Below are 23243 nucleotides of genomic sequence, written 5' to 3' on the forward strand. Positions count from 1 at the left end.
AGATTACTGAAGGGTACAAGGGAAGAGCCGCTTCCCACCGACCACAGAGGTAGCAATGGAGCACATCGAGGCCGAACACCCCCGGCCACGCCACTTCCTACTCCACCTGAGCGATCCCCACTTGTTGGGAGGTCCGGACCCCCTCTACGGCGTCGTAGACAGCGAAGCGCGGCTGAGCCAGCTCTTCGAAGAGGTCAAGGCATCCGGGGCCCGTCCGGAAGCAGTCATCTTCACCGGAGACCTTGCGGACAAGGGCGATCCGGAAGCCTACGTGAAGCTCCGCGCCATCGTTGAGCCCGCCTGCCTGGAACTGGGCGCGGAAGTCATCTGGGCCATGGGTAACCATGACAACCGGGCCAACCTCCGCAAAGGCCTGCTGGACCAGCCCGGCAACGACGACCCCCTGGACCACAGCTACTTCATCAACGGCCTGCGCGTCATCACCCTGGACACCTCGGTCCCGGGCTTCCACCACGGCGAACTCGATGACGCCCAGCTCGACTGGCTGGCGCAGGAACTGGACACCCCGGCCCCGGACGGCACCATCCTTGCGCTCCACCACCCGCCCGTGCCCTCCGTGCTGGACCTTTCGGTCCTGGTGGAGTTGCGGGACCAGGCATCCTTGGCGGCAGTAGTGCGGAACTCGGATGTTCGGACCATCCTTGCCGGCCACCTTCACTACTCCACCACGGCGAGCTTCGCCGGTGTGCCCGTTTCCGTCGCCTCCGCCAGCTGCTACACCCAGGACCTGAACGTTGCCGTGGGCGGTACCCGGGGGCAGGACGGCGGGCAGTCGTTCAACCTCGTGCATGTCTACGAGCACACCATCGTGCACTCGGTGGTCCCGCTGGGAAGTTCGACGACGGTAGGCGAGTATGTGTCGCCGGAAGAGACGGAACGGCGGCTGGCAGCTGCCGGGATCCGGATTCCGGAGACAGCGAAACAGAGCAGCAGCGGCAAGATCGGACTGCGCACGGGCCGATAACGGCAGCGGCTGCCAACGTGCTGCGGGGTCCGTGCCGCCGGGCGGCCCGGACCCCGCTTTTGTCCTACTTCTCCCAGGGTGCCTTGATGGGGTAGTACTTCTCCAGGAAGTCCGTCACCAGCCCGGCCCGTTCATCCGCGGCGACTTCCGGGAAGCTGCCATCGTTCAGGCAGAAGAAGTCCATGTTGCGCTTGGCCAGCAGCTTGGGCAGGTAGTTCAGCCCGGCGCGCATGGTGGTGTCCACGTACCGGACCTTGGCGGCGGTCTGGGTGACCGCGCGGCCGGTGAGCAGTGCGTAGTAGTGGTAGAACGAGTTGGTGACGGAGATGTTGTCCGCCGCCCGGAACCGGCTGGCGGCCGTCTTCCGGAACTCGTCGGGGAACTCCTGCTCCATCTGCGCCACCAGGCTGCGCCGCAGCGGTGCAGCAGTGTGCTCCAGGTGGCGGGTGGTGATCCGTCCGAACCGGTTCCACAGCAGTTTCCGGTTGACGCGGGCGGCATTTTCGAAACCGCTGCGTTCGGCGGCGTTCTCGCCCAGTCCGATCCGGGTTTCCGCCTCAATGAACTTGGTGATGCCGCCGGGCGTGAAGAACATGTCCGGGCCCACGGGGCGGCCAAAGAACATGTCATCGTTCGAGTACAGGAAGTGCTCCGAGAGCCCCTCGATGTGGTGCAGCTGGCACTCCACAGCCTGCGAGTTGTGGGTGGGCAGCACGGAAGGATCGGCGAAGAACTCCTCGCTGCGGACAATGGTGACCGCCGGGTGGTCCGCCAGCCAGGCCGGGGCGGGAGAGTCCGTGGCGATGAAGATCCGGCGGATCCACGGCGCGAACATGTACACGGACCGCAGTGCGTACTTGAGTTCGTTGATCTGGCGGAACCGGGCCTCGTGGTCGTCACCCTCGCCCAGGACCACACCCTGCTGCTGCGAGCGCCGGGCAGCGATGTACTCGGGGGAGCTGCCGTCCACCCAGGAGAACACCAGGTCGATGTCGAAGCTGATGTCGCTGGCGTGGTCGGCGAACATGTTCTCGATGGTGGGCCAGGTGTGGCCGTAGCGTTCCACGGTGCCGCGGACGGCGTCCTGCCGCAGCATGGTGCGGCGCGTGAGGGAGTTCTCGATGGGCAGGATCAGCTGCTCGCCTTCAAAAGCCCAGAGCTCGATCTGCACACCCGCTGAGGCGCCGAATTCGAAGCCACCCACCGGTTCAACGCGGGGCCGGTACAGGCGGAAGATGCGGGCCTGCCGGTTGGAGGACAGCTCGCCGTCGGCCACCAGTACGGAGGTCTTCTTTTTGGCATCCACGGTCATGGAGTAGAACGGCTCATCCCGGCAGGCTTCCACCAAGGCGGCGCGGAGCTTCTTCCGGTCCTTCCAGTCCAGTGCAATGACGGGGCGGTCGTTGTTGCCGCGGACCAGGAGGTACGCGAGGCCGGCATTGACCAGAACGTTGCGCAGGAACAACAGGTCCTCAACCATGGCCTGGTACGGGGTCCTGTTGTAGTTGATCAGGGCGTAGCGGCCCTTGTGCCTGAGCACATCGGCACGGTGCCCCAGGCGCTGTTCAGCCGCGGCAGAGGTAACCTCTGCGTGGAATTGTTCTTCTACGGACGCCTGGCTGCCGTAGTAGACCTCGTCCTGTACCGGTGCTTCTGTAATGGTGTTCTCCATGGTGGTCAAAGTAAGCCTCTCTACCTGCATGATAGCCGCGCGGTGGAAACAGCAGGTTTCGGACCGGGCTGTCCGGGGTAAGGAATGGGGTTAGGCGCCCAGCGTCTCCCGCCAGCTGCGCAGGAAAGCTCCGCCGGCGTCGTCGTGGATTACCGAGTCCTCCAGTCCCAGGTCCGCGGCGGTCAGGACGTCGTAGGGCTTGACCGGTACGCCGTCTGCCGGGCGGACGTCCACATGCTTGACCTCGTGGTCGTTGTGGTGGAGCCAGTCGGCCATGGCGTAGTCGGTGCGCGAGTCGCCCACGGTCCGCCAGGCCTGGGGGGTGATGCCCTGCGCGGCCAGCAGCTCCACCGCCCGGCTGGCGCCCAGGTCCTTGCCCAGCCGGACCGACTCGATGTCCGTGGAAATGATGGTGGGATCCACGCGGTAGTCCACGTCGTCGTCGGAATTGGGGGCGTGGTGGTCCAGCCGGACCACGCCCAGGCCGTGCCGGGCCATGAGCTCCATGGCGTCGGCGTCGAAGAGTTTCTGCTCGGCCAGGTATTCGGCGCTGGGAACCTCGATGTGCTGCTCCACGGACACCATCGCCCGTTTGGTTTCATCAAAGAACATGTGCGTGGCATAGTCCTCGGCCACCATGCGGCGGATGTCGTCACCGTAGGCTGCGGGTACGGCCAGCTCACGGTCCACGTGGATGGGGCCCGGGCCGGCAGCGGTGTAGCTGAACCAGACAGCGCCCTTTTCGCAGATAGCGTGGATGATGGTGCCGGCCGGAATCCCCGCGGCGATCATCGGCTCCATCACCTGCTCGCGGATAAACGCATCGGAGCGGCCGGTGTTGAAAATGACGGGGATCCCGGCAGCAGCCAGGGCCACGAGGTCACCGATGATCTCCTGTTTCACGTCGCGGGTCACGGGGCTCGCCACCGGACCGTCTACGTCCAGCAGCAGCGCGAGGGGAGGCGCGGCGGGAGGGCGGACGCCGGCGGCGGAGGAGGCGGGAAACTCGGTTGCGGTCATGTCTCTATTCTGTCAGCAGGGCACTGAACTCCCGGTGCCCCGCCGGTGATGACCACCGCGTGTGACACATGGTCACTGTTTGGCTACAACCTGCCCCGGGGCGTGCCGGATACTTTCGCTGGACCCAATGGATGCCTAGGGTGGCATGGTGATATTCAAAGCTGTGGGCGAGGGCCGCCCTTACCCTGACCATGGTTACAACACCCCGAGGGAATGGGCTGCGCTGCCTCCGCGTCCGGTGCGGCTGGACGAACTGGTGACCACAAAGCGCACCCTGGACCTGGAGGCGCTCCTCGCCGAGGATTCCACCTTTTTTGGTGACCTTTTCCCGCATGTGGTGCAGTACCAGGGGACGCTGTACCTGGAGGATGGCCTGCACCGCGCCGTCCGGACCGCCCTGCACCAGCGCACCGCGATCCACGCCCGCGTGCTGGTCATAGATGGCTAGGAACAAGCCGCAGGACCTGAGTGTCCTCCACGGCCACCACGTTATTTCGGGTCCGGAGCTGCGGGCCGCGTTCGAAGCGGAGCGCGACGCCGATGACACCGCCAGGGTGCGCCGCCGCGTGCTTCACGGGGTGGTGCTGGTGCTCCTCATCGGACTGATCGCCGCCGCCATCATCACCGCGCTGGCCATCATCAACGGACGGCTGAAGATTCCCTCTGCGGAGCCCGCGGAGAAGACGGTGTCCACCTGTCCGGCCGGCACCTTTGACTACACCGCCAACGACAAAATCAACCTCAACGTCTACAACTCGACCAACCGGCCCGGGCTGGCGCGGTCAGTCGCGGACGAGTTCCTGGGCAGGAAGTTCGTGGTGGGCGCGGTGGCCAACATCGAGGCCGGTTACCGCGGAGTTGCCGCCGTGGTGTCCGGCCCGGCCGGCCAGTCGGCGGCGTTCAGCGTCCAGCGCAACCTGCCCGGCTCGGACTACTTCCAGGACGGCAGGACGGACGGCAGCGTGGACGTGATCCTGGCCCAGGACTATAAGGCGCTGGCTGCGCCGGAGCTCATTGACCAGACGCCGGGCAAGCTCAGCTGCCCGCGCGAAAGCCGCCGCGTCGCCGACGACGACAAATGGCCGGTCATGCCCTCGGCGGCGCCCACCCGCTAAAGAATCACTTAGCGGGCCACGGCGGGAAGCGGGGCAACGCGGACGGGCCGGCCGGCGTCGTCGAACCTTGCTCCGGCGCCGAGCTGGATGAAACGCACCGTCCTGGCCACGCGCGCTTCCAGCTCCGCAGGCTCGTCACTGCCGCGGGCGGCGCTGGAGGACAGGGTGCCGAGGATCAGCTGCGCCTGCTGGCCGACGTCGGCCGCGGGAAGGTAGCCCTGCTCCATGCCGTCACGCAGGATGCCCTGCAGCAGCACGCTCAACTCGCCCACGTGGTCGGCGAGTTTGGCAAAGGACGACGGCGAGAGGACAGCCCCCATCGCAGGTCCCGGGGGGAGGTGGCGGCGGCTGAGGTCCACCACCTGGGCGCGGACGTACAGGGCCAGCCGCTCCACCGGGTTGTCCAGGCGGCCCAACGCTTCGCGCAGCTCGGACAGGAACTTTTCTGTCTCATCCAAGGCGTAGGAGATCAGGAGCTCTTCGATGTCCGCGTAGTAGTTATACACGGCGGTGCGGCCCACCCCGGCGTGCCGGGCCACGTCCGTCATGGTCAGCCCGGGCAGGCCGTGGGAGAAGAGGAGCTCACCGAAGGCGGTAAGGATGCGGCGCTGCGTCTCCGCGCGCTGCTCGGCGTTGGTGGCCGCTGAAATCCTGGGCATGTAGACACTTTACCGCGATGTGTCAGTAAACGGCGTGGGCCGTTACACGGTGCAGCCGTCGGGGCCGCAGGCGTCGCCGTCGGTGGAGTTGACCAGGACCAAGGGATTGGCGGCCTGCCATGCCTGGCTCAGCGCGGCCGCGAAGGTTTCGGCCGGCTGTGCGCCCGAAAGGCCGAACTTCCGGTCGATGACGAAGAAGGGCACGCCGTTGATGCCCAGCGCACGGCCTTCCTCAAAATCGGACCGCACGTCGGCGGCGTATTTGTCCGTGGTGAACAGCTCATCCGCCTCGGCCCTGCTGATGTCCAGGTCCAGCGCGAGGTTGGTCAAATACTCCCGGCTGCCGATGTCCCTGCCGTGCTCGAAGTGGTCGCTGAGCAGGCGCTCCTTGGCTTCATCCTGCTTGCCATGCGTGGCGGCGAGATGGATCAGGCGGTGGGCGGTGAAGCTGTTCGCCACCACCACGGAATCGAAACGGTAGTCCAGGCCCTCACCCCTTGCCTGCTCGCTGACGTGCTGGAACATCTGTGAGACCTGCTGCTGAGGCATTCCCTTGCGGGTGCTGAGGTATTCCAGTTCGGTGCCGTCGTAGTGCTCGGGCAGGGTGGGGTCCAGCTGGTAGCTGCGCCACGTCACCTCCACCTCATCGCGGTGCTCGAAGCCGGCAAGGGCTGTCTCGAAGCGGCGCTTGCCGATGTAGCACCACGGGCACGCGACATCGGACCAAATCTCAATCTTCATGCTGGAGGTAACTCCGGGGTGTGGCCGGTCATTCCGGAAAGACGTGTTAGATACCCCACAGTAGGGCTTGTCGCGTGGCTGATCGTGGGGAATAGTCGACAGCGGAAGGTTAAGCAAAAAGCCATCGGATCACTCCAGATCACACCGCGGTACGCATCAGTTCCGCGGACGGTTATGCTTGGCCAGCTGGGGAGCCCGGCCTCTATTCTTCGCGGGGCAGGTATGCGGATAGGACTGATTGGCGGACCATGGATTCCGGTTCCGCCGGTGACGTACGGCGGGATTGAACGGGTAGTGGACAGCCTGGCCATGGGTTTTGTTGCGGCCGGCCACGAGGTGCTCCTGGCGGTGCCGTCGGACAGCACCTGCCCGGTGCCCCGGGTTCCCGGTATGCGGCCGGCGCAGATCGACGGGCTAGGCTTTACCATCTCGGAGCTGAGCCATGTCACCCGTGCTTACGGCGCCATGGAGGACGTGGACATCATCCACGACCACACCCTCGCCGGCCCCCTGTACCTGCACCGGCCCGGACAGGTTCCGGTGGTGACCACCATCCACGGCCCTCTCACCCCGGAAGCGGTGGACATTTACCGTGCCATCGGCCGCACTGCTGCCGTCATCGCCATCTCCCGTGACCAATGCTCGCGCGCGCCCGAGGTGCCGGTGACGCGGGTAATCCACCACGGGATGGATGTGGCTTCGGTGCCGGTGGGATCGGGGAGCGGCGGGTACCTGTGCTTCGTCGGGCGGGCGTGCCCGGACAAAGGACTGCTGGAGGCCATCGTGATCGCCAGGGAGGCGGGGATGCCGCTGCGGATAGCGGTCAAGATGCGCCAGCCGGACGAGATCCGCTACTTCCGCGACGTCATCGAGCCGATGCTGGGGCCCAACGAGGACTTTGTTGGGGAAGTCGATGATGCCGCCAAGTACGGGCTGGTGGGCGAAGCGCTGGCCTTCCTCAATCCCATCCAGTGGGCCGAGCCATTTGGGCTGGTGATGATCGAGGCCCTGGCAACGGGGACGCCCGTAATCGGCACCCCGATCGGCTCTGCACCCGAAATCATCGACCACGGCCGTACTGGGTTCCTGGGGCGCACGGAGCAGCTGGCGGGCTTTGTCCAGGAGGCGGAAACACTGAGCCGGGCAGCATGCCGGAAGATGGCGGAGGACAGGTTCAGCGAGGCACGCATGGTCAACGACCACCTGCAGCTGTTCGAAAAACTGTTGGCCGGGGAGATGCCCGCAGGGGTTCCGGATACGGTTCGCGTGCACCAGAATCTTTAAGACGGTCTTGGCGATCCGCGGCAGGGCCGTCGCCTAGCGAAGGAGTGCGTTCATGACCGCATGGAACGCCGATACCGAGGCCGGCGCATCCGAGTCGGGTTCGGTCACCGTAGTGGAGGGGTCCTCGTTCTGCATTTCGTCCGAAACGGGTGATATCAGTGCCGACGGCGGCACGAACGGGGCATTCTTCCAGGACACCCGCATCATTTCCCGTTGGGTCCTTCGGATCAACGGCTCACTGCGGGAGCCGCTGGTGGCACAGAAGCCGCAACCCTTCGCTGCCACCTTCGTGGGCCGGGCCAAGTGGCCGGACGGGCGCTTCGACAGCCCTTTGGTGGTCCGGCAGGTTCGCCACATTGGTCCCGGTCTGCAGGACGACATCACGCTGGAAAACTACTCTGCTGAGCCGGTGGCCTGCGACATCGAGTTGCTGGTGGACGCAGACCAGGCGGATCTCTTCGACGTCAAGGGCGGGCGGACAACACGGGGCGCTGACGCCGTCAGCGAAGTGGTGGACGGCAGCCTCGTGATAGAAGCTGCGCGCCACGGACAGCGGCGGGGAACGGCGGTCCGGGCAGCCGGCGCCGAGGTCAGCACCGACGGACTCCGGTTCCGCGCCACGGTGCCGGCCCGGGGCAAGTGGTCCACCAGCGTGATTGTGGTGCCGCTGGTCAACGGACAGCCGCCTGCCGAGCCCTTCACCGAAGGCCGGCCACCACGCCACCGGGAAGGCGTGCGGCGGCACCGGGCCTGGGAGGAGAACGTCCCCCAGGTCACCGTGACGGACAGCAACCTGCAGGACGTGCTGAACCGGAGCCAAAGCGACCTGGGTTCCCTGCGGATCTTCGACGAGCACCATCCTGGCCGGGTGGCCGTGGCAGCCGGCGCCCCCTGGTTCATGGCCCTGTTCGGCCGGGACTCACTGCTAACGTCCTACATGTCCCTGCTGGTGAGTCCGGAACTGGCGGCCGGCACCCTGCAGACCCTGGCCGGGCTGCAGGGAACCAAGGTGGATCCGGGCTCCGAGGAAGAACCAGGGCGGATTCCGCATGAGGTGCGGCTGGGCGTAACTGCCGGGCTGTCCCTCGGCGGTACCGCCTACTACGGCACCGCCGACGCCACTCCTTTGTTCGTGGGCGTTCTGGGGGAGCTTAGCCGCTGGGGCCTTTCGCGCGAGATCATCCATCCGCTGCTGCCACACGCCGACCGGGCCCTGGACTGGATCGAAAACTATGGTGACCGCGACGGCGACGGATTTGTTGAGTACCAGCGTCCCAATGACCATGGGCTGGTGAACCAGGGCTGGAAAGACTCTTGGGACGGCATCAACTTCGCCGACGGCACCATTGCGGAAACCCCCATAGCCCTGTGTGAAGTCCAGGCCTATGTCTACTCCGCCTATATCGGCCGCTCCCTGCTGGCACGCTGGGATGGCGACGTGGCGCTGGAACAGCATTGGGCTGACAAGGCCGCGACGCTGAAGACCGCGTTCAACGAGGAGTTCTGGTTGCCGGACAAGGGTTACTTCGCGGTGGCCCTGGACAAGGACAAGCGGCCTGTGGACGCGCTGACGTCCAACATCGGCCACTGCCTCTGGACCGGCATCGTGGACGAGGACAAGGCGCACTCGCTGGTGGAGCACCTGATGTCGCCCCAGATGTTCACCGGCTGGGGCATCCGGACCCTTGCATCAGACATGGGCGCCTACAACCCGGTGAGCTACCACAACGGTTCGGTGTGGCCGCACGACTCCGCTCTCGTGGCAACGGGACTGATGCGGTACGGATACGTGGAGGAGGCCCGGCGGGTCGCCTCCGGCCTTATCGACGCCGCCGAACACTTCGATGGGCGGCTGCCGGAACTGTTTTGCGGTTTCGACCGCGGCGAGTTCCCCGGGCCCGTGCCGTATCCCACTGCGTGCTCGCCGCAGGCCTGGGCAGCGGCCGCCCCGGTGCAGCTGATGCGCGTGCTGCTTCGTTTCGACCCTGTATACACCCACGGAGTGGTGCACCTGGCGCCGATCCTCCCCGAGGACATGGGCGACTTCCAGGCCGCGAATGTCCGGATCGACTCCTCCCGCATCACTATCAGGGCGCATGGGACCGGTGGCAGCATTGACGGGCTCCCGCCTGGACTCAAGCTCCTGGCCGAACCCCGTCCGCCCCTGGCTTACGCGCCCAATGCCCATCAGCACGCGTGACGGCAGCGTGTTATGGGGCGAACCTCAGGGGGCTGCGGCAGTCAGGGGACGGCGCGCTCCAGCACGAAGTCGTGCTCCACAGTGGTGCCCAGCCGGAACGACTTGGTGCCCACCTTCCGGAACCCTGACTTCTCGTAGAAGCGGATGGCCCGGGCGTTCTGGCTGTTGACTCCCAGCCAGACGCCCCTCCCGCCGGTTTCCGCTGCAGCCACGAGGCTGGCATGCATCAGTTCCGCCGCGGCTCCGAGTCCGTGGTGCTCCGGGTGTACGTAGCATTTGCTGAGCTCCACGGACGGCAGGATGTCCAGGGCAGCAACAACGTCCGGATCGTTGGCAGGCCGGTTTACCAGCAGGCTGTAGCCGCGCAGCCCGTCGTCGGACTCGATCACGAGGATGGTGACATCGGGGTCGGCGAGGTACGCCTCGAAGTGGGGTTCGCTGAGGGTGCCGGCCAGGTGGGCGGCTATATCCTCAGGCGACGCCGACGGCGGGCACGCCAGCGGGAAGGTGACGGCCGCCAGGGCAGCCAGCGCCCGGGCGTCGTCCGTTGTTGCTGTGCGGATGGAATGTGGCATGCAGGGATTCTACGTGCCTGCCTTCGGAGTTTTTGTCCAGGTATGCAGGGCTCGGGGCATCCCACGCGTGCATACCTGGACAAAAACTCTTCGGGCTACTGCTTGAAGGCGGCGTCGAAGGAGGTGTTCGACGGCGGGAAGTCGAACTTCTTGAGCGCGGCGAGGGCCTCGGGGGCGCCGTGGAGGCGGTCCATGCCGGCGTCTTCCCATTCGATGCTGATGGGGCCGTTGTATCCGATGGCGGTCAGGGCACGGAAGGACGCTTCCCAGGGGACGTCCCCGCGGCCGGCGGAGACGAAGTCCCAGCCGCGCCGGGGGTCACCCCAGGCCAGGTGGGAGCCCATCACGGTGTTGCGGCCGGTTTGGCGGACCTTGGTGTCCTTGCAGTCCACGTGGTAGATCCGGTCCTTGAAGTCCCAGATGAAGGAGACGGGGTCGATGCCCTGCCACATCATGTGGGAGGGGTCCCAGTTCAGGCCGAACGCGGGGCGGTGGCCGATGGCTTCGAGGGTGCGGACGGTGGTCCAGTAGTCGTAGGCGATTTCTGAGGGGTGGACTTCGTGGGCGAAGCGGACGCCGCATTCGTCAAAGACGTCCAGAATGGGGTTCCAGCGGTCGGCGAAGTCCTGGTAGCCGGCGTCGATGACCTTTTCCGGGACGGGCGGGAACATGGCGACGTACTGCCAGATCGAGGAACCGGTGAAGCCGACGACGGTGTCCACGCCCAGTGCCTTGGCGAGCCGGGCGGTGTGCTTCATTTCCTCCGCGGCGCGTTGGCGGACGCCTTCGGGGTCGCCGTCACCCCAGACCTTGGCGCCGACAATGGCTTCGTGGCGGAAGTCGATGGGGTCATCGCAGACGGCCTGGCCCTTGAGGTGGTTGGAGATGGCCCAGACCTTGAGGTTGTACTTGTCCAGGACGGCGAGTTTGGACTCGACGTAGCCGGGCTCGTCCCAGCGCCAGGCGTCCAGGTGGTCGCCGGAGACGGCGATTTCCAGGCCGTCGTAGCCCCAGCCGGACGCGAGGCGCGCGACTTCCTCGAAGGGCAGGTCGGCCCATTGGCCGGTGAACAGGGTGTACGGGCGGGGCATGGTCAGGCTCCTTCAGTGGTGGTCAGCTGGATGAGGGCACTCTTGGCGGCCGCGGATTCCTCCACCGCAGCGAGGATGCGCTGGACTTCCAGGCCGTCCTCGAACGACGGCGACGGCTGGGTTCCGCCGTCGATGGCCAGCAGGAGGTCGCGGACTTCGTGCGTGAAGGTGTGTTCCCAGCCGATGATGTGGCCCTGCGGCCACCACGCGTCCAGGTACGGGTGCCCGGGTTCGGTGACCACGATCCGGCGGAAGCCCTGCTCGCGTGCGGGCGCCGTGGCGTCCAGGAACTGAAGCTCGTTGAGGTTCTCCAGGTCGAAGCGGAGGGCGCCCTTGTCGCCGTAAACCTCGATCTGCAGGGAGTTCTTCCGGCCCGTGGCTACCCGGGAGGCCTCCACTGAGGCGATTGCTCCGGAGGCCAGGGCCAGCGTCACCCAGGCGGCGTCGTCGACCGTGACGTCTTCAAGCCCGTCGGCACCGGGCCGCCGGTCCACGAAGGTCTGCAGCCGGCCCGAGACCTCGGTAACCTGGTCGCCGAGCAGGAAGAGGACCTGGTCGATGGCGTGGGACGCGATGTCGCCCAGTGCCCCTGAACCGGCGGTCTCCTTCTTCAGCCGCCAGGTCATGGGTGCTGTTTCGTCGGCGAGCCAGTCCTGCAGGTACGCCGCGCGGACTTGCCGGATCCCGCCAAGCCTGCCCTCTGCGATGAGCTCCTTTGCCAGGGCCAGGGCCGGGACGCGGCGGTAGTTGAAGCCCACCATCGACTGCACGCCCTTGGCCCGTGCCACCTGTGCGGCGGCGGTGATGGCTTCAGCCTCGGCGAGGGTGTTGGCCAGCGGTTTTTCCAGCAGTACGTGCTTGCCCGCCTCGAGGGCGGCCACGGCGATTTCGGCGTGCATCCAGCCCGGCGCGCAGATATCAATGATGTGGATATCGTCGCGTTCGATGACAGTGCGCCAGTCCGTGGCTGTTTCCTGCCACCCGTACTTGGCGGCGGCTTCGGCGACGGCGGAGGCGTCCCGGCCCACCAGGACCTTCTGCTCAAAGGCCGGCACGTCGAAGTAGCTGGCTACGTTCCGCCACGCGTTCGAGTGGGCCTTGCCCATGAAGGCATAGCCGATCATGGCCACGCCCAGGGGGCTCTGGTTTATTTTCTTGCTCATGCGCCTTCTCCCAGCGTCAGTGTTTCGGGGGACCAGTCTTCGGGGATGGGTTGTGATGCCGGGGCGTTGCTCGCCACATCCACGAAGGTGCCGGACTGCACGGATTCGTTGATGGACACCATCGCGTCCAGGACGTGGTAGGCGAGGTCGCCGGTGGCGCGGTGGGGGACCCCGGCGCGGATGGAACGGGCCATGTCCAGGACTCCCATGCCGCGGCCATTGGCGGGTCCGGTGGAGGGGATGGTGGTCCAGTCCTCATCGCCCGCCCGCCAGAGTCTGACGTCGCCGTCGAAGTAGTTGGGGTCCGGCAGCGAGATGGTGGCCTCCGTGCCGGTGATCTCCACGAAACCCATCCGCTGGCGGGGGGACTCGAATGAGAAGACGCTGTGGGAGGAGGCTCCGGACTCGAACTGGGCCATGGCGGAGACGTGGGTGGGCACTTCCACCACGAAGTCTTCACCGGCTTTGGGACCAGAGCCGATGACGCGGACGTCCCTGGACTTGGAGCCGACGGCGGCCACCTTGCGGATGGAGCCGAAGGCCTGGATCAGCGTGGTGAGGTAGTAGGGGCCCATGTCGAACAGCGGACCGGCGCCGTGCTGGAACAGGAACGCCGGGTTGGGGTGCCAGGATTCCGGGCCGGACGTCTGGAACGTGGTCATCGCTGTCAGCGGGGTGCCGATATCGCCGCGCCGGATGATCCGCAGCGCTGTCTGCAGGCCGGCGCCGAGGAACGTGTCCGGGGCGCAACCGAGCCGGAGTCCTGCCGCGTCGGCGGTTTTGAGCAGGCCCAGGCCGGATTCGCGGTCCAGCGAGAAGGGCTTTTCGGTCCAGACGTGCTTGCCGGCGTTGACGGCGGCGGTGGCCACTTCCACGTGGGCAGCAGGGATGGTCAGGTTGACGATGATCTCGACGTCGGGATGGCTCAGGGCCTTGTCTACCCCGCCCCATTCGGGGATGCCGTACTCCTTGGCCCGTGCCCCGGCGGCTTCCTCAAAGAGGTCCGCGATGACATGCACCTTCAGGTCCGGGAACACGGTGAGGTTGTCCAGGTACTGCTTGCTGATGTTTCCGGCGCCGACGACGGCGACGCCAACCGGGCCCCTGCCCGTTGGGGTGTGACCGGAGGCCGTTGTTGCGGGGGTACTCATGCCTGGGCTCCTGCAGATGAAGCGCCGGATTCCTCCAGGAAGGCCAGGCTCTGGCTGATGCCCTCGAAGATGTCGCCGTCGTAGTCGTCGAACTCCACCACGCCCACTTCCAGCGACCTGGCTGCAGAGATGACGTCCAGCACGGCAACCTTGCCCTGCCCCGCCGGAAGCTGGGCCTTGGTGTCGGTGGTGAGGGGGCCGTCCTTGATGTGGATGAACTTCACCCGGTCCCCGAGTGTTGTCAGGATGTCCACGGGATTCTGTCCGCCGACGGCCACCCAGTACGTGTCCACCTCCAGGACCACTTCCGGATCCAGCAGGTCTGCAAAATACTCCAGGGCAGTCCGGTCCGCCACGGTGGACTCCAGCTCCCACTGGTGGTTGTGGTAGCCCACGCGGATGCCGTACCCGGCACCCTTCTTTGCCGCCTGGTTCAGCGCGGCAGCGGTGGCCTGCACGTCTTCGGCGGACTGCCAGCGTTCGGCCGGAATGAACGGATCGATGACGGTGGTGATGCCCAGTTCCTTGGCGGCAGCGAAGATCTGGTCCTGGTCCTGGCTCAGCAGCGGGGCGTGGCCGGAGGGTGCCGTCAGCCCGTTTTCGCGCAGCGCCTCGCCGAGTTCCTGAGCGGTGGCGACGAAGTTGTACGGCTCCACCTGGGTGAAGCCGATCTCTGCGACCCTCTTGATGGTGCCGGGCAGGTCCTGCGCGACGGCGTCGCGCAGGGTGTAGAGCTGGAGCGAGTAGGACATGCTGTCTCCTGGTTTCTGGACGTTCCCGGACACGGCCTTGTGTCCGGATTCGGACGGGAGTGGGCCCGGCTACAACTCTTCGGCTACAGCAACGCTAGGATGACTTTTGCTGCCCGTCAAGCAAAAGTTGGTAGCGTGACATGCAGAAGTGGCCGTGCTATCTATGTCCTATGACCAACATTGCCGGGAGGAGCGCCATGCCTGAGCCTGCCCCCGCGCAAGGCGGCGCCGGCGTGCTGTTCCAGCTTCTGCGTGACGGCAGGGCCCGTACCCGCGCTGAACTGGCCCTCACCACCGGGCTGGCACGGTCGACGGTGGCGTCACGGATCGATGCCCTCCTCGCCTGCGGGCTGGTGGGCCCTGCGGGGGAGGCCACCTCGAGCGGCGGAAGGCCGCCGTCGCGCTTTGCCTTTAATCCCGCCGTGCGCGTTGTGCTGGCGGTGGATATTGGGGCCACGCACGTGATCGTCGCCGTCACGGACCTCAGCGGCGAGGTTCTTGCCGAGCAGCGGCTGGCGCAGGACGTGGCGGCCGGGCCGGAGGCGGTGCTGGACCGCGTGCTGGCAGAGGGACTGTCGCTCCTGAAAGCAGCCGGACGTGCTGCCGGTGATGTGGCCGGCGTCGGCATCGGCCTGCCGGGGCCCGTGGAGCACGCCACGGGACGGCCGGTCAAACCGCCCATCATGCCCGGTTGGGACGGGTTCGACGTGGTGGCTTATGTCCGGCGCTCGCTGCCGGTTCCCGTGCTGGTGGACAACGACGTGAACATCATGGCGCTGGGGGAAAGGACCGCGCACTGGCCCGAGCACAGCAATTTCCTGTTTATCAAGGTGGCTACCGGAATTGGTTCCGGGATCATCAGCAGCGGTACCCTGCAGCGCGGTGCCAACGGCACTGCCGGTGACCTTGGCCATGTGCGGGTCCCGCGCGGGGACGATGTGCTATGCCGGTGCGGCAACTACGGGTGCCTGGAGGCCATGGCATCGGGCCCCGCCCTGGCAGCCGAACTGAACCGGCAGGGCGTGGCGGCCGCCAAGGGCAGTGACGTGCTGAGGCTTGTGGCGCAGGGGAACCTGCAGGCCATCCAGGTACTCCGCCAGGCGGGACGGGACGTGGGGGACGTACTGGCCACGGTGGTCAACCTGCTCAACCCGTCCGTCATTGTGATCGGCGGGAGCCTGGGCCAGGTCGGAGAGCACCTCATGGCCGGCGTGCGGGAAGTGGTGTACCGGCGCTCGCTGCCCCTGGCCACCGCCCACCTGCGGATCTCTTTGTCCGTTGCCGGTGACAGGACTGCCATCCTTGGCGCCAGCCAGATGGTGACGCAGCATGTGCTGTCCCCTGCTGCTGTGGAGGCAACGCTGCAGGCAGCCGGTCAGGGACTTCTAGGCCGAAATCACGCGCACGGGTGACCCCGCGAGCCAGGCCTTAACGTCTTCCAGCGCACCGCCGTAGAACTCCCGGTAGCTCTCCCGCGTCACATACCCCAAGTGCGGGGACAGTACGGTGTTGGGAGCAGTGAGGAGGGGGTGGCCTGCCGGGAGGGGCTCGTGGTCGAAGACGTCCAGCGCCGCCCCGGCGATCCAGCCTTCCGTGAGAGCCCGGACCAGGGCGTCCTGGTCCACCAACGGCCCCCGCGCGGTGTTCACCAGAATGCCGTTGGGACCCAGCAGCCTCAACTCCGGCTCGCCCACCAGGCCCTCTGACCGGGGAGACAGGCGCAGGTGGAGGCTGACGACGTCCGAATTCCGGAAAAGCTCCTCCTTGGCTACCTTCCGCACCCCCGCCTCGGCGGCGGCCTCATCGGTGAGGTTCTGGCTCCACGCGAGCACGTCCATACCAAAGGCCTGGCCGTAAGCGGCGATCCTGCGGCCGATCTTGCCCAGGCCCACCACACCGAGGGTTTTGCCCGCGAGCTCGAATCCCACCGTGTGCTGCCATGCCCCGGCGCGCAGCGAGGAGTCCTCCGCCGGGATGTTGCGGGCGGTGGCCAGGAGCAGGGCCCAAGTGAGTTCCGGTGCGGCGGTGGGGGAGCCGGGAGTGCCGCAGACTGTGATGCCGAGGTCCGTGGCGGCGGCGACGTCGATGGAGGCGTTGGCCATCCCGGTAGTGACGAGGAGCTGGAGGGCAGGCAGTTTTTCGAGGACCTCACGGGGAAACGCCGTCCGTTCCCGCATGGCAACGACGATAGTGGCGCCGGTCAGGGCGGACTCCAGTGCCTCCGGCGAACTGAACGGCTCGCGGTACGTGGTGACCGTGACGCCGTCGGCCTCCAGCGAGGACCAGTCTGCGAATCCGTGGGCCACGTCCTGGTAGTCGTCAAGGATGGCAAGCCGGTGCTGCATGTCTGTGTCCTTCGTCCCGTTCCGCGGCAGTGACATTCATCGTATGGCAGGACGGCGCGGCAACCGGGGACAGCCCCGCGCAAAGCCCGTGATAGCAATGAGGGTGATGAAAAAAGTCTCAACCCCCATTCCCCGCTGGTGAGCGGCCGGTTCCTGGCCCGGATTCCGAACACGTGGATCCTGCTGGCGTGCATCGGGCTGCTGGCACTGAACCTCCGAGGCCCGTTCGTGGCCGTAGCGCCGGTGGTCGATGTGATGCAGGCGGACCTCGGCTTTACGCCGGTAGTGCTGGGCCTGCTCACCAGCATTCCGGTCCTGTGCTTTGCGCTGGCGGCACCCCTCGCCTCGCTGGTGGCCCGCGGGTATGGTGCCGAATTCGCGGTGACCCTCACCATCCTGGGGGTTCTGGCCGGGGTCATCATCCGGTCTGCCGGCGGCCCTGCGCTCGTGTTGGCCGGGACGGTGGTCATCGGCCTGGCCATCACCATTGGCAACATCGCTGTTCCCCTCATCATCCGCCGCGACTTTCCGCCGCTGCGGCAAGGGACCGCGATGGGCGTCTACACAGCCGCGCTGAACGTCGGGTCCTTCCTGACATCGATGGTCACGGCACCCCTTGCCGAACTCACTTCCTGGCAGCTCGCGCTCGGGTCTACTGCGCTCCTGGCGGTTGCGGCCATCGTGTGCTGGGTGCTCGCCGTCGGGCTCCGTGCGGCCTTTGTGCCCTCCGCCGCTGCGGTGCCGGACGGGCAGCGACCGGCGGCGGTGGCAGGCTCGGGCTGGACCACTGCGGGGCTCACCGCGGCGTTCGCAGGTCAGGCCTTCTCCTACTACGCCGTCACGGCATGGCTGCCCAGCTACCTGAATGACGAACTGGGGATGTCCGCTTCCGCGGCGGGGGCGGGTTCCTCGGTGTTCCAGGTGTTCGCCATTGTGGGCGGCCTGGGTGTTCCTTTCGCGGCCAGGTACTTCAGTACGACGACGGCGGCTGTCATCTTGGGGGTGTTGTGGACATCGGTGCCCGCCGGCCTCCTGCTGGTCCCCGGGCTGTGGTGGCTATGGTCCGTTTTTGGCGGTGTGGCCCAGGGCGGCGGAATCACCCTGATCTTCATCGCCATCATCAAGCTGGCCCGGGACCAGGTGTCCGCCGGGAGGATGTCCGCGACCGTCCAGGGGCTTGGCTATTGCTTCGGCGCCGTGGCTCCTCCGCTGGTGGGCTACATACACGACGTCTCGGGTTCCTGGACGCCGGCCCTGCTGGTCATCCTGGCCTCGGTGCTCACGTTCTTCGTCGCGGCCACCCTCTCTGTGCGGCGGGTACCGAAGGGCCGCTAAGGCGACGGCCGCCGTCGGGCTTTTCCCTGCGGTGCACAGACGCTGTCTCAGATCCTGCAACAAATACACCGACGCTCTCTCACTTTCTTCAGGAAAGTGAGAGAGCGTCGGTGTATTAGGCACATCAAGTGAGAGAGCGTTCGAGGGTGGTGCTCCGTCGCCGGGCCGGCCCTCCGGATTTCGGAGGCGCCTGTTGCGAAGAGCATGCCGGCCCGGCAGACGGAAGTTCTTGCTCAGGCTGCGGCGAGCTCCTCAACGGTGGCCTGTTCACGGGCTTCGGTGAGGTAGCGGGCGTAGGCGGGGAGGGTGAGGAAGGACGGGAAGTCGTTGCCGAGGGTGACTTCTTCGAAGATGTCGCGGGCGTCTTCGAAGCGGTCGCCGTCGAAGCGTTCGAGCCGGGCGAATTCCTCGTCGAGGAGTTCCTCGACCCAGTGGTGGGTGATGATTTCGCCGTGGTCGGTGATGGCCGACGCGAACATCCACTGCCACAGCTGGGAGCGGGAGATCTCGGCGGTGGCGGCGTCTTCCATGAGATTGTGGATGGCCACTGCGCCGTTGCCGCGGAGCCAGGATTCGATGTAGCGGATGCCTACTTCGATGTTGTTCCGGATGCCCTGTTCGGTGATGGTGCCGGTGGTTGCTGCCACGTCGATCAGGGCGCGGTCGTCCGGGGTGACGTCCTCCCGGAGCCGGTCCAGCTGGTTGGTCTTGTCGCCGAGGACGCCGTCGAACACTTCCCGGCAGACGGGCACCAGGTCGGGGTGGGCCACCCAGGAGCCGTCGAACCCGTCGTTTGCTTCGCGGGTTTTGTCCGCGCGGACCTTCTCAAGGGCGTTGGCGTTGGCTGCCTCGTCCTTGCGGTTGGGCACGGCTGCTGCCATGCCGCCGATGGCCATGGCGCCGCGCTTGTGGCAGGCGCGGACCAGTTGTTCGGTGTAGGCGCGCATGAAGGGCTGGGTCATGGTGACCTGGCCGCGGTCAGGGAGCACGAAGCGGGGGCCGCGGGTCCGGAAGTTCTTGATCAGGGAGAAGATGTAGTCCCAGCGGCCGGCGTTCAGGCCGGCGGCGTGGTCCCGCAGTTCGTAGAGGATTTCCTCCATTTCGAAGGCTGCGGTGATGGTTTCGATCAGCACGGTGGCGCGGATGGTTCCCTGCGGGATGCCGAGCAGGTCCTGGGCGAGGATGAAGATGTCGTTCCAGAGCCGCGCTTCGAGGTGGTTTTCGATCTTGGGCAGGTAGAAGTACGGGCCCTTGCCCTGGGCGAGCAGCCGGCGGGCGTTGTGGAAGAAGAACAGGCCGAAGTCAACGATGCCGCCGGCGATCGGGGCACCGTCGATCAGCATGTGCTTTTCGGGCAGGTGCCAGCCGCGGGGGCGGACCACGATGGTGGGCAGGTCGCCGGCGGGCCGGAGCTTGTATTCCTTGCCCTCAGGGCTGGTGAAGTCGATGCGGCGTTCCAAGGCGTCGGTGAGGTTCAGTTGGCCCTTGATCACGTTGCGCCACGTGGGGGTGGAGGAATCCTCCATGTCCGCGAGCCACACCTTGGCGCCGGAGTTCAGGGCGTTGATGGTCATCTTCTGGTCCACCGGCCCGGTGATCTCCACCCGCCGGTCTTCCAGGCCCGGCGCCGGGGGAGCGACCCGCCAGGACGGGTCGTTGCGGATGTGCTCGGTCTCCCGCAGGAACCGCGGGTCCTGGCCGGCGGCAATGTCGGCGCGGCGGGTCCTTCGTGCCTGCAGCAGCTCCTGCCGGCGTTCCGCAGTGGCCCGGTGCAGCTTGGCAACGAACCCCAGCGCATCCGGTGTCAAAACCTCATCCTGCCGGCACATGGGCTGCGCGGTGAGTGTAATGCCGTTGATCGTGAAGCTATCGGTGAAGCTGTTCATCTGAAGTCTCCTTAAAGACAAAAAAGGAAGTTCGACGGCGGTACTTGCCTGGGTGGGCCCGGATGGGAAATCCTCCGCGTGCTGTCCCCGTCCCCGGCGTAGGACCTCGCAGAGCTTGGTCGACGCCGGGGACGGGGCCCCTTTACGCACGCTTCCGGATTCCCCATCCGGGCCGGGCGACGTCACGCTGAGGCCGTGCCGCCGTCGTGCCTCATTGGTGAGCGAGGCGAATGGCTCACCTTGGGCGGAAATTAGTGGAACTGGCCCTCTTCTGTCGATCCGACAAGTGCGAGGGTGGATGCGTTCGGGTTGAGCGCGGTGGAGATGTCGTCGAAGTAGCCGGTGCCGACTTCGCGCTGGTGCTTGGTTGCGGTGTAGCCGCGGGATTCGGAGGCGAATTCCTTTTCCTGCAGTTCGACGTAGGCGCTCATGCCCTCGCGGGCGTAGCCGTGGGCGAGGTCGAACATCGAGTAGTTCAGGGCGTGGAATCCGGCCAGGGTGATGAACTGGAAGGTGAAGCCCATGGCGCCGAGTTCACGCTGGAACTTCGCGATCGTGGCGTCGTCCAGGTGCTTGCGCCAGTTGAACGACGGCGAGCAGTTGTAGGAAAGCATCTGGTCAGGGAAGTCGGCCTTGACTGCTTCGGCGAACTTGCGGGCCAGTTCCAGGTCCGGGGTGCCGGTTTCCATCCAGATCAGGTCCGAGTAGGGGGCGTAGGCCTTGGCGCGGGCGATGCAGGGTTCGATGCCGTTGCGGACCTTGTAGAAGCCCTCGGCGGTACGTTCACCGGTGATGAATTCCTGGTCGCGTTCGTCCACATCCGAGGTGATCAGGGTGGCTGCCTCGGCGTCCGTGCGGGCGATGACCACGGACGGCGTGCCGGCGACGTCGGCTGCGAGGCGGGCGGCGTTCAGGGTGCGGACGTGCTGCTGGGTGGGGATGAGCACCTTGCCGCCGAGGTGGCCACACTTCTTTTCGGAGGCGAGCTGGTCTTCCCAGTGCACACCTGAGGCGCCGGCCTGGATCATGGATTTCATGAGTTCGTAGGCGTTCAGCGGACCGCCGAAGCCGGCCTCGGCGTCGGCGACGATCGGGACCAGCCAGTCCTCGACGGTCTGTACGCCTTCGGAGAACTCGATCTGGTCGGCCCGGAGCAGGGCGTTGTTGATGCGCCGGACCACGGTGGGGACCGAATTGGCCGGGTAGAGGGACTGGTCCGGGTAGGTGTGGCCGGAGTTGTTGGCGTCCGCGGCGACCTGCCAGCCCGAGAGGTAGATGGCCCGCAGCCCGGCTTTGACCTGCTGCACGGCCTGGTTGCCGGTCAGCGCACCCAGGGCGTTCGTGTAGCCGCCGGACTTGTGCTCTTCGGTGAGCTGCTTCCAGAGCTTCTCCGAGCCGCGGCGGGCCAGGGTGTGTTCTTCGGAGACGCGGCCACGGAGACGGACGACGTCGGAAGCTGAGTAGTCCCGGGTCACACCTTCCCAGCGGGGATTGGCGGCCCACTCAAGCTCCAGGGCGGCGGCCTGCTGTGTTGTGTCCTGGCCGGACGGCTGCTGGGTGGGCTCAAATGCTGCAGTCATCGTTGATCTCCTCGATTGAGCTCCGGCGGTTTACTGCTGGCCGGGCCTGCTTCTTCGCAGTCCCGGCCAGCTACCCCGGTGCGGTGTAACTTTTCCGTGAACACCACTTTTCTGCATTTGCAACCGGCTTTCTAGACAAAAACTCTGGAAAGAAATGCACTTCTTCACGTATTCTTCAAAAATGTCGCCTTCAAGCTGGAACAGGGAAGTTTTGCAGACGCCGTCCCCGGGGACGGTGGCGGAACTGGACGTCATCTCACTGGGCCGCCGCGTGCGCCACCTCCGCAAACAGGCGGGGCTTACCCTGGAAGGCCTGAGTGCCGCCGTCGGAACAGCACCGAGCCAGCTGAGCCTGATTGAAAATGGCAAGCGGGAACCCAAACTCGGCCTCCTCCAACACTTGGCGTCCGCGCTCAACGTAAGCATCGATCAACTGCTCGGGGCTGAACCTCCCAGCCGCCGGGCCGCCTTGGAAATCGAGCTCGAGCGGTACCAGCGCGGGCCCCTCTATGAGTCCCTGAACCTGCCGAAAATCCGCATCAGCTCACGGCTTCCGCTCGATGTGCTGGAGGCCCAGGTGGGGCTGCTGCAGGAGCTCGAACGCAAGATGAACGAGCAGGTGGCTACCCCGGAAGAAGCCCGCCGGGCCAACGGTGAACTGCGGGCCATGATGCGGGAGCGTGGCAACTATTTTCCGGAGTATGAGGCGGAGGCGCAGAAGGTCCTGAAAGAGGTGGGCTACACCACCGGGCCGCTGAGCCAGCACGTGATCGCGGACATCGCCGCACACCTCGGTTTCACCCTCCATCATGTAGGGGATCTGCCGCACTCAACACGGTCCGTGACGGATTTGAAGAACCGCAGAATTTACCTGACCCAGAGCCAGCGGCAGGACCACGATCCCCGCTCTGTCCTGCTGCAGGCCCTGGGCCACTACGTTCTGGGGCACGAAACTCCCCGGAACTACGGCGATTTCCTCGCGCAGCGGGTGGCTACCAACTATTTCGCTGCTGCCCTTCTCCTCCCCGAACAGGCAACCGTCGAATTTTTGCAGAAAGCCAAGACGGCGAAGGCGATCGCGGTTGAGGACATCCGGGACGCGTTTGCCGTTTCCTATGAAACCGCGGCGCACCGCTTCACCAACCTGGCCACGAAGCATCTGGGCATCACCACGCATTTCCAGAAAACGCACCAGAGCGGAATCATCTACAAGGCGTATGAGAACGACGGCGTGAACTTTCCGCAGGACCATACCGGCGCCATCGAGGGGCAGCCGTCATGCAAGGCGTGGACGTCGCGGGCAGTGTTTGATGTGCCGGACAAGTTCAGCGCCTACAGCCAGTACACGGACACGCCGTCCGGAACCTACTGGTGCACCGCCCGCACCGAACGCTCGGCCAGCGGGGAGTTCTCGCTCAGCATCGGGGTGCCGTACCAGCATGTGAAGTGGTTCCGCGGGCGGGAGACGACGGCGCGGGCTACCTCAAACTGCCCGGATCCCACCTGCTGCAAACGCCCGCCTGAGTCCTTGACATCCGAGTGGGCCGGCAACGCCTGGCCCTCCGCCCGCGCCCACTCCCACTTGCTGGCCGCCATGCCCCCGGGAGCCTTTCCCGGCGTGGACGAGACCGAGGTGTACAGCTTCCTGCAGGCCCACTCGGGGACCTAAACGGGGGTGGCAGCGTCGCC

General features: G+C 66.1%; 20 protein-coding genes. 8 read left to right on the plus strand and 12 right to left on the minus strand.

Annotated elements, in window-relative coordinates; genetic code table 11:
- Positions 1-55 precede the first annotated feature (55 nt).
- Positions 56-985, plus strand: a complete 930-nt coding sequence (locus BACI348_RS03845) for a phosphodiesterase (RefSeq protein WP_159824028.1) — start codon at positions 56-58, stop codon at positions 983-985.
- 64 nt (positions 986-1049) lie between these two features.
- Here BACI348_RS03845 and BACI348_RS03850 read toward each other — a convergent pair whose 3' ends face one another.
- Positions 1050-2687, minus strand: a complete 1638-nt coding sequence (locus BACI348_RS03850; RefSeq protein ID WP_159824029.1) for a stealth family protein — start codon at positions 2685-2687, stop codon at positions 1050-1052.
- A 60-nt stretch (positions 2688-2747) separates the two neighbouring features.
- Entirely contained in the window at positions 2748-3677 is a 930-nt protein-coding gene (locus BACI348_RS03855) for a hypothetical protein (RefSeq protein ID WP_159824030.1), read from the minus strand.
- A gap of 148 nt (positions 3678-3825) precedes the next feature.
- Here BACI348_RS03855 and BACI348_RS03860 point away from each other — a divergent pair, with 148 nt between their 5' ends.
- Together BACI348_RS03860 and BACI348_RS03865 are read left to right on the plus strand one after the other, a co-directional pair.
- A complete protein-coding gene (locus tag BACI348_RS03860; protein ID WP_201298486.1) occupies positions 3826-4125 on the plus strand; it encodes a type II toxin-antitoxin system VapB family antitoxin in 300 nt (99 codons plus the stop codon).
- A complete protein-coding gene (locus tag BACI348_RS03865; RefSeq protein WP_159824032.1) occupies positions 4118-4792 on the plus strand; it encodes a LytR C-terminal domain-containing protein in 675 nt (224 codons plus the stop codon). The genes BACI348_RS03860 and BACI348_RS03865 overlap by 8 nt, the downstream gene beginning before the upstream one ends.
- An 8-nt stretch (positions 4793-4800) precedes the next feature.
- Here the strand turns inward: BACI348_RS03865 and BACI348_RS03870 are convergent, their stop codons facing one another.
- Entirely contained in the window at positions 4801-5451 is a 651-nt protein-coding gene (locus tag BACI348_RS03870) for a TetR/AcrR family transcriptional regulator (protein ID WP_159824033.1), read from the minus strand.
- A 42-nt stretch (positions 5452-5493) separates the two neighbouring features.
- Positions 5494-6192, minus strand: coding sequence for a DsbA family oxidoreductase (locus tag BACI348_RS03875; protein ID WP_159824034.1), 699 nt, complete (start codon positions 6190-6192; stop codon positions 5494-5496).
- 222 nt (positions 6193-6414) lie between these two features.
- On the opposite strand from BACI348_RS03875, the gene BACI348_RS03880 reads away from it, so the two are divergent.
- A complete protein-coding gene (locus tag BACI348_RS03880; RefSeq protein WP_159824035.1) occupies positions 6415-7476 on the plus strand; it encodes a glycosyltransferase family 4 protein in 1062 nt (353 codons plus the stop codon).
- A 52-nt stretch (positions 7477-7528) separates the two neighbouring features.
- Positions 7529-9676, plus strand: coding sequence for an amylo-alpha-1,6-glucosidase (locus BACI348_RS03885; protein WP_159824036.1), 2148 nt, complete (start codon positions 7529-7531; stop codon positions 9674-9676).
- Between the two features lie 41 nt (positions 9677-9717).
- On the opposite strand, the gene BACI348_RS03890 is transcribed toward BACI348_RS03885, so the two are convergent.
- The 5 genes from BACI348_RS03890 to BACI348_RS03910 form a co-directional block, all read right to left on the minus strand.
- Positions 9718-10251 (minus strand): GNAT family N-acetyltransferase, encoded by a 534-nt coding sequence (locus tag BACI348_RS03890; protein ID WP_159824037.1) that lies wholly within the window; start codon positions 10249-10251, stop codon positions 9718-9720.
- A 95-nt stretch (positions 10252-10346) separates the two neighbouring features.
- Complete coding sequence (locus BACI348_RS03895; protein WP_159824038.1) at positions 10347-11342, minus strand: sugar phosphate isomerase/epimerase family protein; 996 nt, start codon at positions 11340-11342, stop codon at positions 10347-10349.
- 2 nt (positions 11343-11344) lie between these two features.
- Positions 11345-12505, minus strand: coding sequence for a Gfo/Idh/MocA family protein (locus BACI348_RS03900; protein WP_159824039.1), 1161 nt, complete (start codon positions 12503-12505; stop codon positions 11345-11347).
- On the minus strand, positions 12502-13656 hold the full coding sequence (locus BACI348_RS03905; RefSeq protein ID WP_159824040.1) for a Gfo/Idh/MocA family protein: 1155 nt from the start codon (positions 13654-13656) through the stop codon (positions 12502-12504). Before BACI348_RS03905 ends, BACI348_RS03900 begins: the two co-directional genes overlap by 4 nt.
- Positions 13653-14408 carry a sugar phosphate isomerase/epimerase family protein gene (locus BACI348_RS03910; RefSeq protein WP_159824041.1) on the minus strand — a complete coding sequence of 252 codons (756 nt, stop codon included), beginning with the start codon at positions 14406-14408 and terminating at the stop codon, positions 13653-13655. The genes BACI348_RS03905 and BACI348_RS03910 overlap by 4 nt, the downstream gene beginning before the upstream one ends.
- 197 nt (positions 14409-14605) lie before the next feature.
- On the opposite strand from BACI348_RS03910, the gene BACI348_RS03915 reads away from it, so the two are divergent.
- On the plus strand, positions 14606-15820 hold the full coding sequence (locus tag BACI348_RS03915) for an ROK family transcriptional regulator (protein ID WP_236557414.1): 1215 nt from the start codon (positions 14606-14608) through the stop codon (positions 15818-15820).
- On the opposite strand, the gene BACI348_RS03920 is transcribed toward BACI348_RS03915, so the two are convergent.
- Entirely contained in the window at positions 15794-16753 is a 960-nt protein-coding gene (locus BACI348_RS03920) for a D-2-hydroxyacid dehydrogenase family protein (RefSeq protein WP_159824043.1), read from the minus strand. The two genes, BACI348_RS03915 and BACI348_RS03920, sit on opposite strands and share 27 nt — an antisense overlap.
- A gap of 138 nt (positions 16754-16891) precedes the next feature.
- On the opposite strand from BACI348_RS03920, the gene BACI348_RS03925 reads away from it, so the two are divergent.
- A complete protein-coding gene (locus BACI348_RS03925) occupies positions 16892-18088 on the plus strand; it encodes an MFS transporter (RefSeq protein WP_159824044.1) in 1197 nt (398 codons plus the stop codon).
- Between the two features lie 233 nt (positions 18089-18321).
- Here BACI348_RS03925 and aceB read toward each other — a convergent pair whose 3' ends face one another.
- Positions 18322-19974, minus strand: a complete 1653-nt coding sequence (gene aceB / locus BACI348_RS03930; RefSeq protein ID WP_159824045.1) for a malate synthase A — start codon at positions 19972-19974, stop codon at positions 18322-18324.
- 251 nt (positions 19975-20225) lie between these two features.
- A complete protein-coding gene (aceA, locus tag BACI348_RS03935; protein ID WP_159824046.1) occupies positions 20226-21554 on the minus strand; it encodes an isocitrate lyase in 1329 nt (442 codons plus the stop codon).
- 154 nt (positions 21555-21708) lie between these two features.
- On the opposite strand from aceA, the gene BACI348_RS03940 reads away from it, so the two are divergent.
- On the plus strand, positions 21709-23223 hold the full coding sequence (locus BACI348_RS03940; protein ID WP_159824047.1) for an XRE family transcriptional regulator: 1515 nt from the start codon (positions 21709-21711) through the stop codon (positions 23221-23223).
- Positions 23224-23243: the final 20 nt, after the last annotated feature.

The sequence above is a fragment of the Arthrobacter sp. 9AX genome, assembly GCF_902506095.1.
Taxonomy (GTDB): Bacteria; Actinomycetota; Actinomycetes; order Actinomycetales; family Micrococcaceae; genus Arthrobacter.

Excerpts from the sequence above, each read along its gene's own strand:
- BACI348_RS03845 (WP_159824028.1), top strand. The coding sequence starts at position 56 with ATGGAGCACATCGAGGCCGAACACCCCCGGCCACGCCACTTCCTACTC.
- BACI348_RS03850 (WP_159824029.1), bottom strand. The coding sequence starts at position 2,687 with ATGCAGGTAGAGAGGCTTACTTTGACCACCATGGAGAACACCATTACA.
- BACI348_RS03855 (WP_159824030.1), bottom strand. The coding sequence starts at position 3,677 with ATGACCGCAACCGAGTTTCCCGCCTCCTCCGCCGCCGGCGTCCGCCCT.
- BACI348_RS03865 (WP_159824032.1), top strand. The coding sequence starts at position 4,118 with ATGGCTAGGAACAAGCCGCAGGACCTGAGTGTCCTCCACGGCCACCAC.
- BACI348_RS03870 (WP_159824033.1), bottom strand. The coding sequence starts at position 5,451 with ATGCCCAGGATTTCAGCGGCCACCAACGCCGAGCAGCGCGCGGAGACG.
- BACI348_RS03875 (WP_159824034.1), bottom strand. The coding sequence starts at position 6,192 with ATGAAGATTGAGATTTGGTCCGATGTCGCGTGCCCGTGGTGCTACATC.
- BACI348_RS03880 (WP_159824035.1), top strand. The coding sequence starts at position 6,415 with ATGCGGATAGGACTGATTGGCGGACCATGGATTCCGGTTCCGCCGGTG.
- BACI348_RS03885 (WP_159824036.1), top strand. The coding sequence starts at position 7,529 with ATGACCGCATGGAACGCCGATACCGAGGCCGGCGCATCCGAGTCGGGT.
- BACI348_RS03890 (WP_159824037.1), bottom strand. The coding sequence starts at position 10,251 with ATGCCACATTCCATCCGCACAGCAACAACGGACGACGCCCGGGCGCTG.
- BACI348_RS03895 (WP_159824038.1), bottom strand. The coding sequence starts at position 11,342 with ATGCCCCGCCCGTACACCCTGTTCACCGGCCAATGGGCCGACCTGCCC.
- BACI348_RS03900 (WP_159824039.1), bottom strand. The coding sequence starts at position 12,505 with ATGAGCAAGAAAATAAACCAGAGCCCCCTGGGCGTGGCCATGATCGGC.
- BACI348_RS03905 (WP_159824040.1), bottom strand. The coding sequence starts at position 13,656 with ATGAGTACCCCCGCAACAACGGCCTCCGGTCACACCCCAACGGGCAGG.
- BACI348_RS03910 (WP_159824041.1), bottom strand. The coding sequence starts at position 14,408 with ATGTCCTACTCGCTCCAGCTCTACACCCTGCGCGACGCCGTCGCGCAG.
- BACI348_RS03915 (WP_236557414.1), top strand. The coding sequence starts at position 14,606 with ATGCCTGAGCCTGCCCCCGCGCAAGGCGGCGCCGGCGTGCTGTTCCAG.
- BACI348_RS03920 (WP_159824043.1), bottom strand. The coding sequence starts at position 16,753 with ATGCAGCACCGGCTTGCCATCCTTGACGACTACCAGGACGTGGCCCAC.
- aceB (WP_159824045.1), bottom strand. The coding sequence starts at position 19,974 with ATGAACAGCTTCACCGATAGCTTCACGATCAACGGCATTACACTCACC.
- aceA (WP_159824046.1), bottom strand. The coding sequence starts at position 21,554 with ATGACTGCAGCATTTGAGCCCACCCAGCAGCCGTCCGGCCAGGACACA.
- BACI348_RS03940 (WP_159824047.1), top strand. The coding sequence starts at position 21,709 with ATGCACTTCTTCACGTATTCTTCAAAAATGTCGCCTTCAAGCTGGAAC.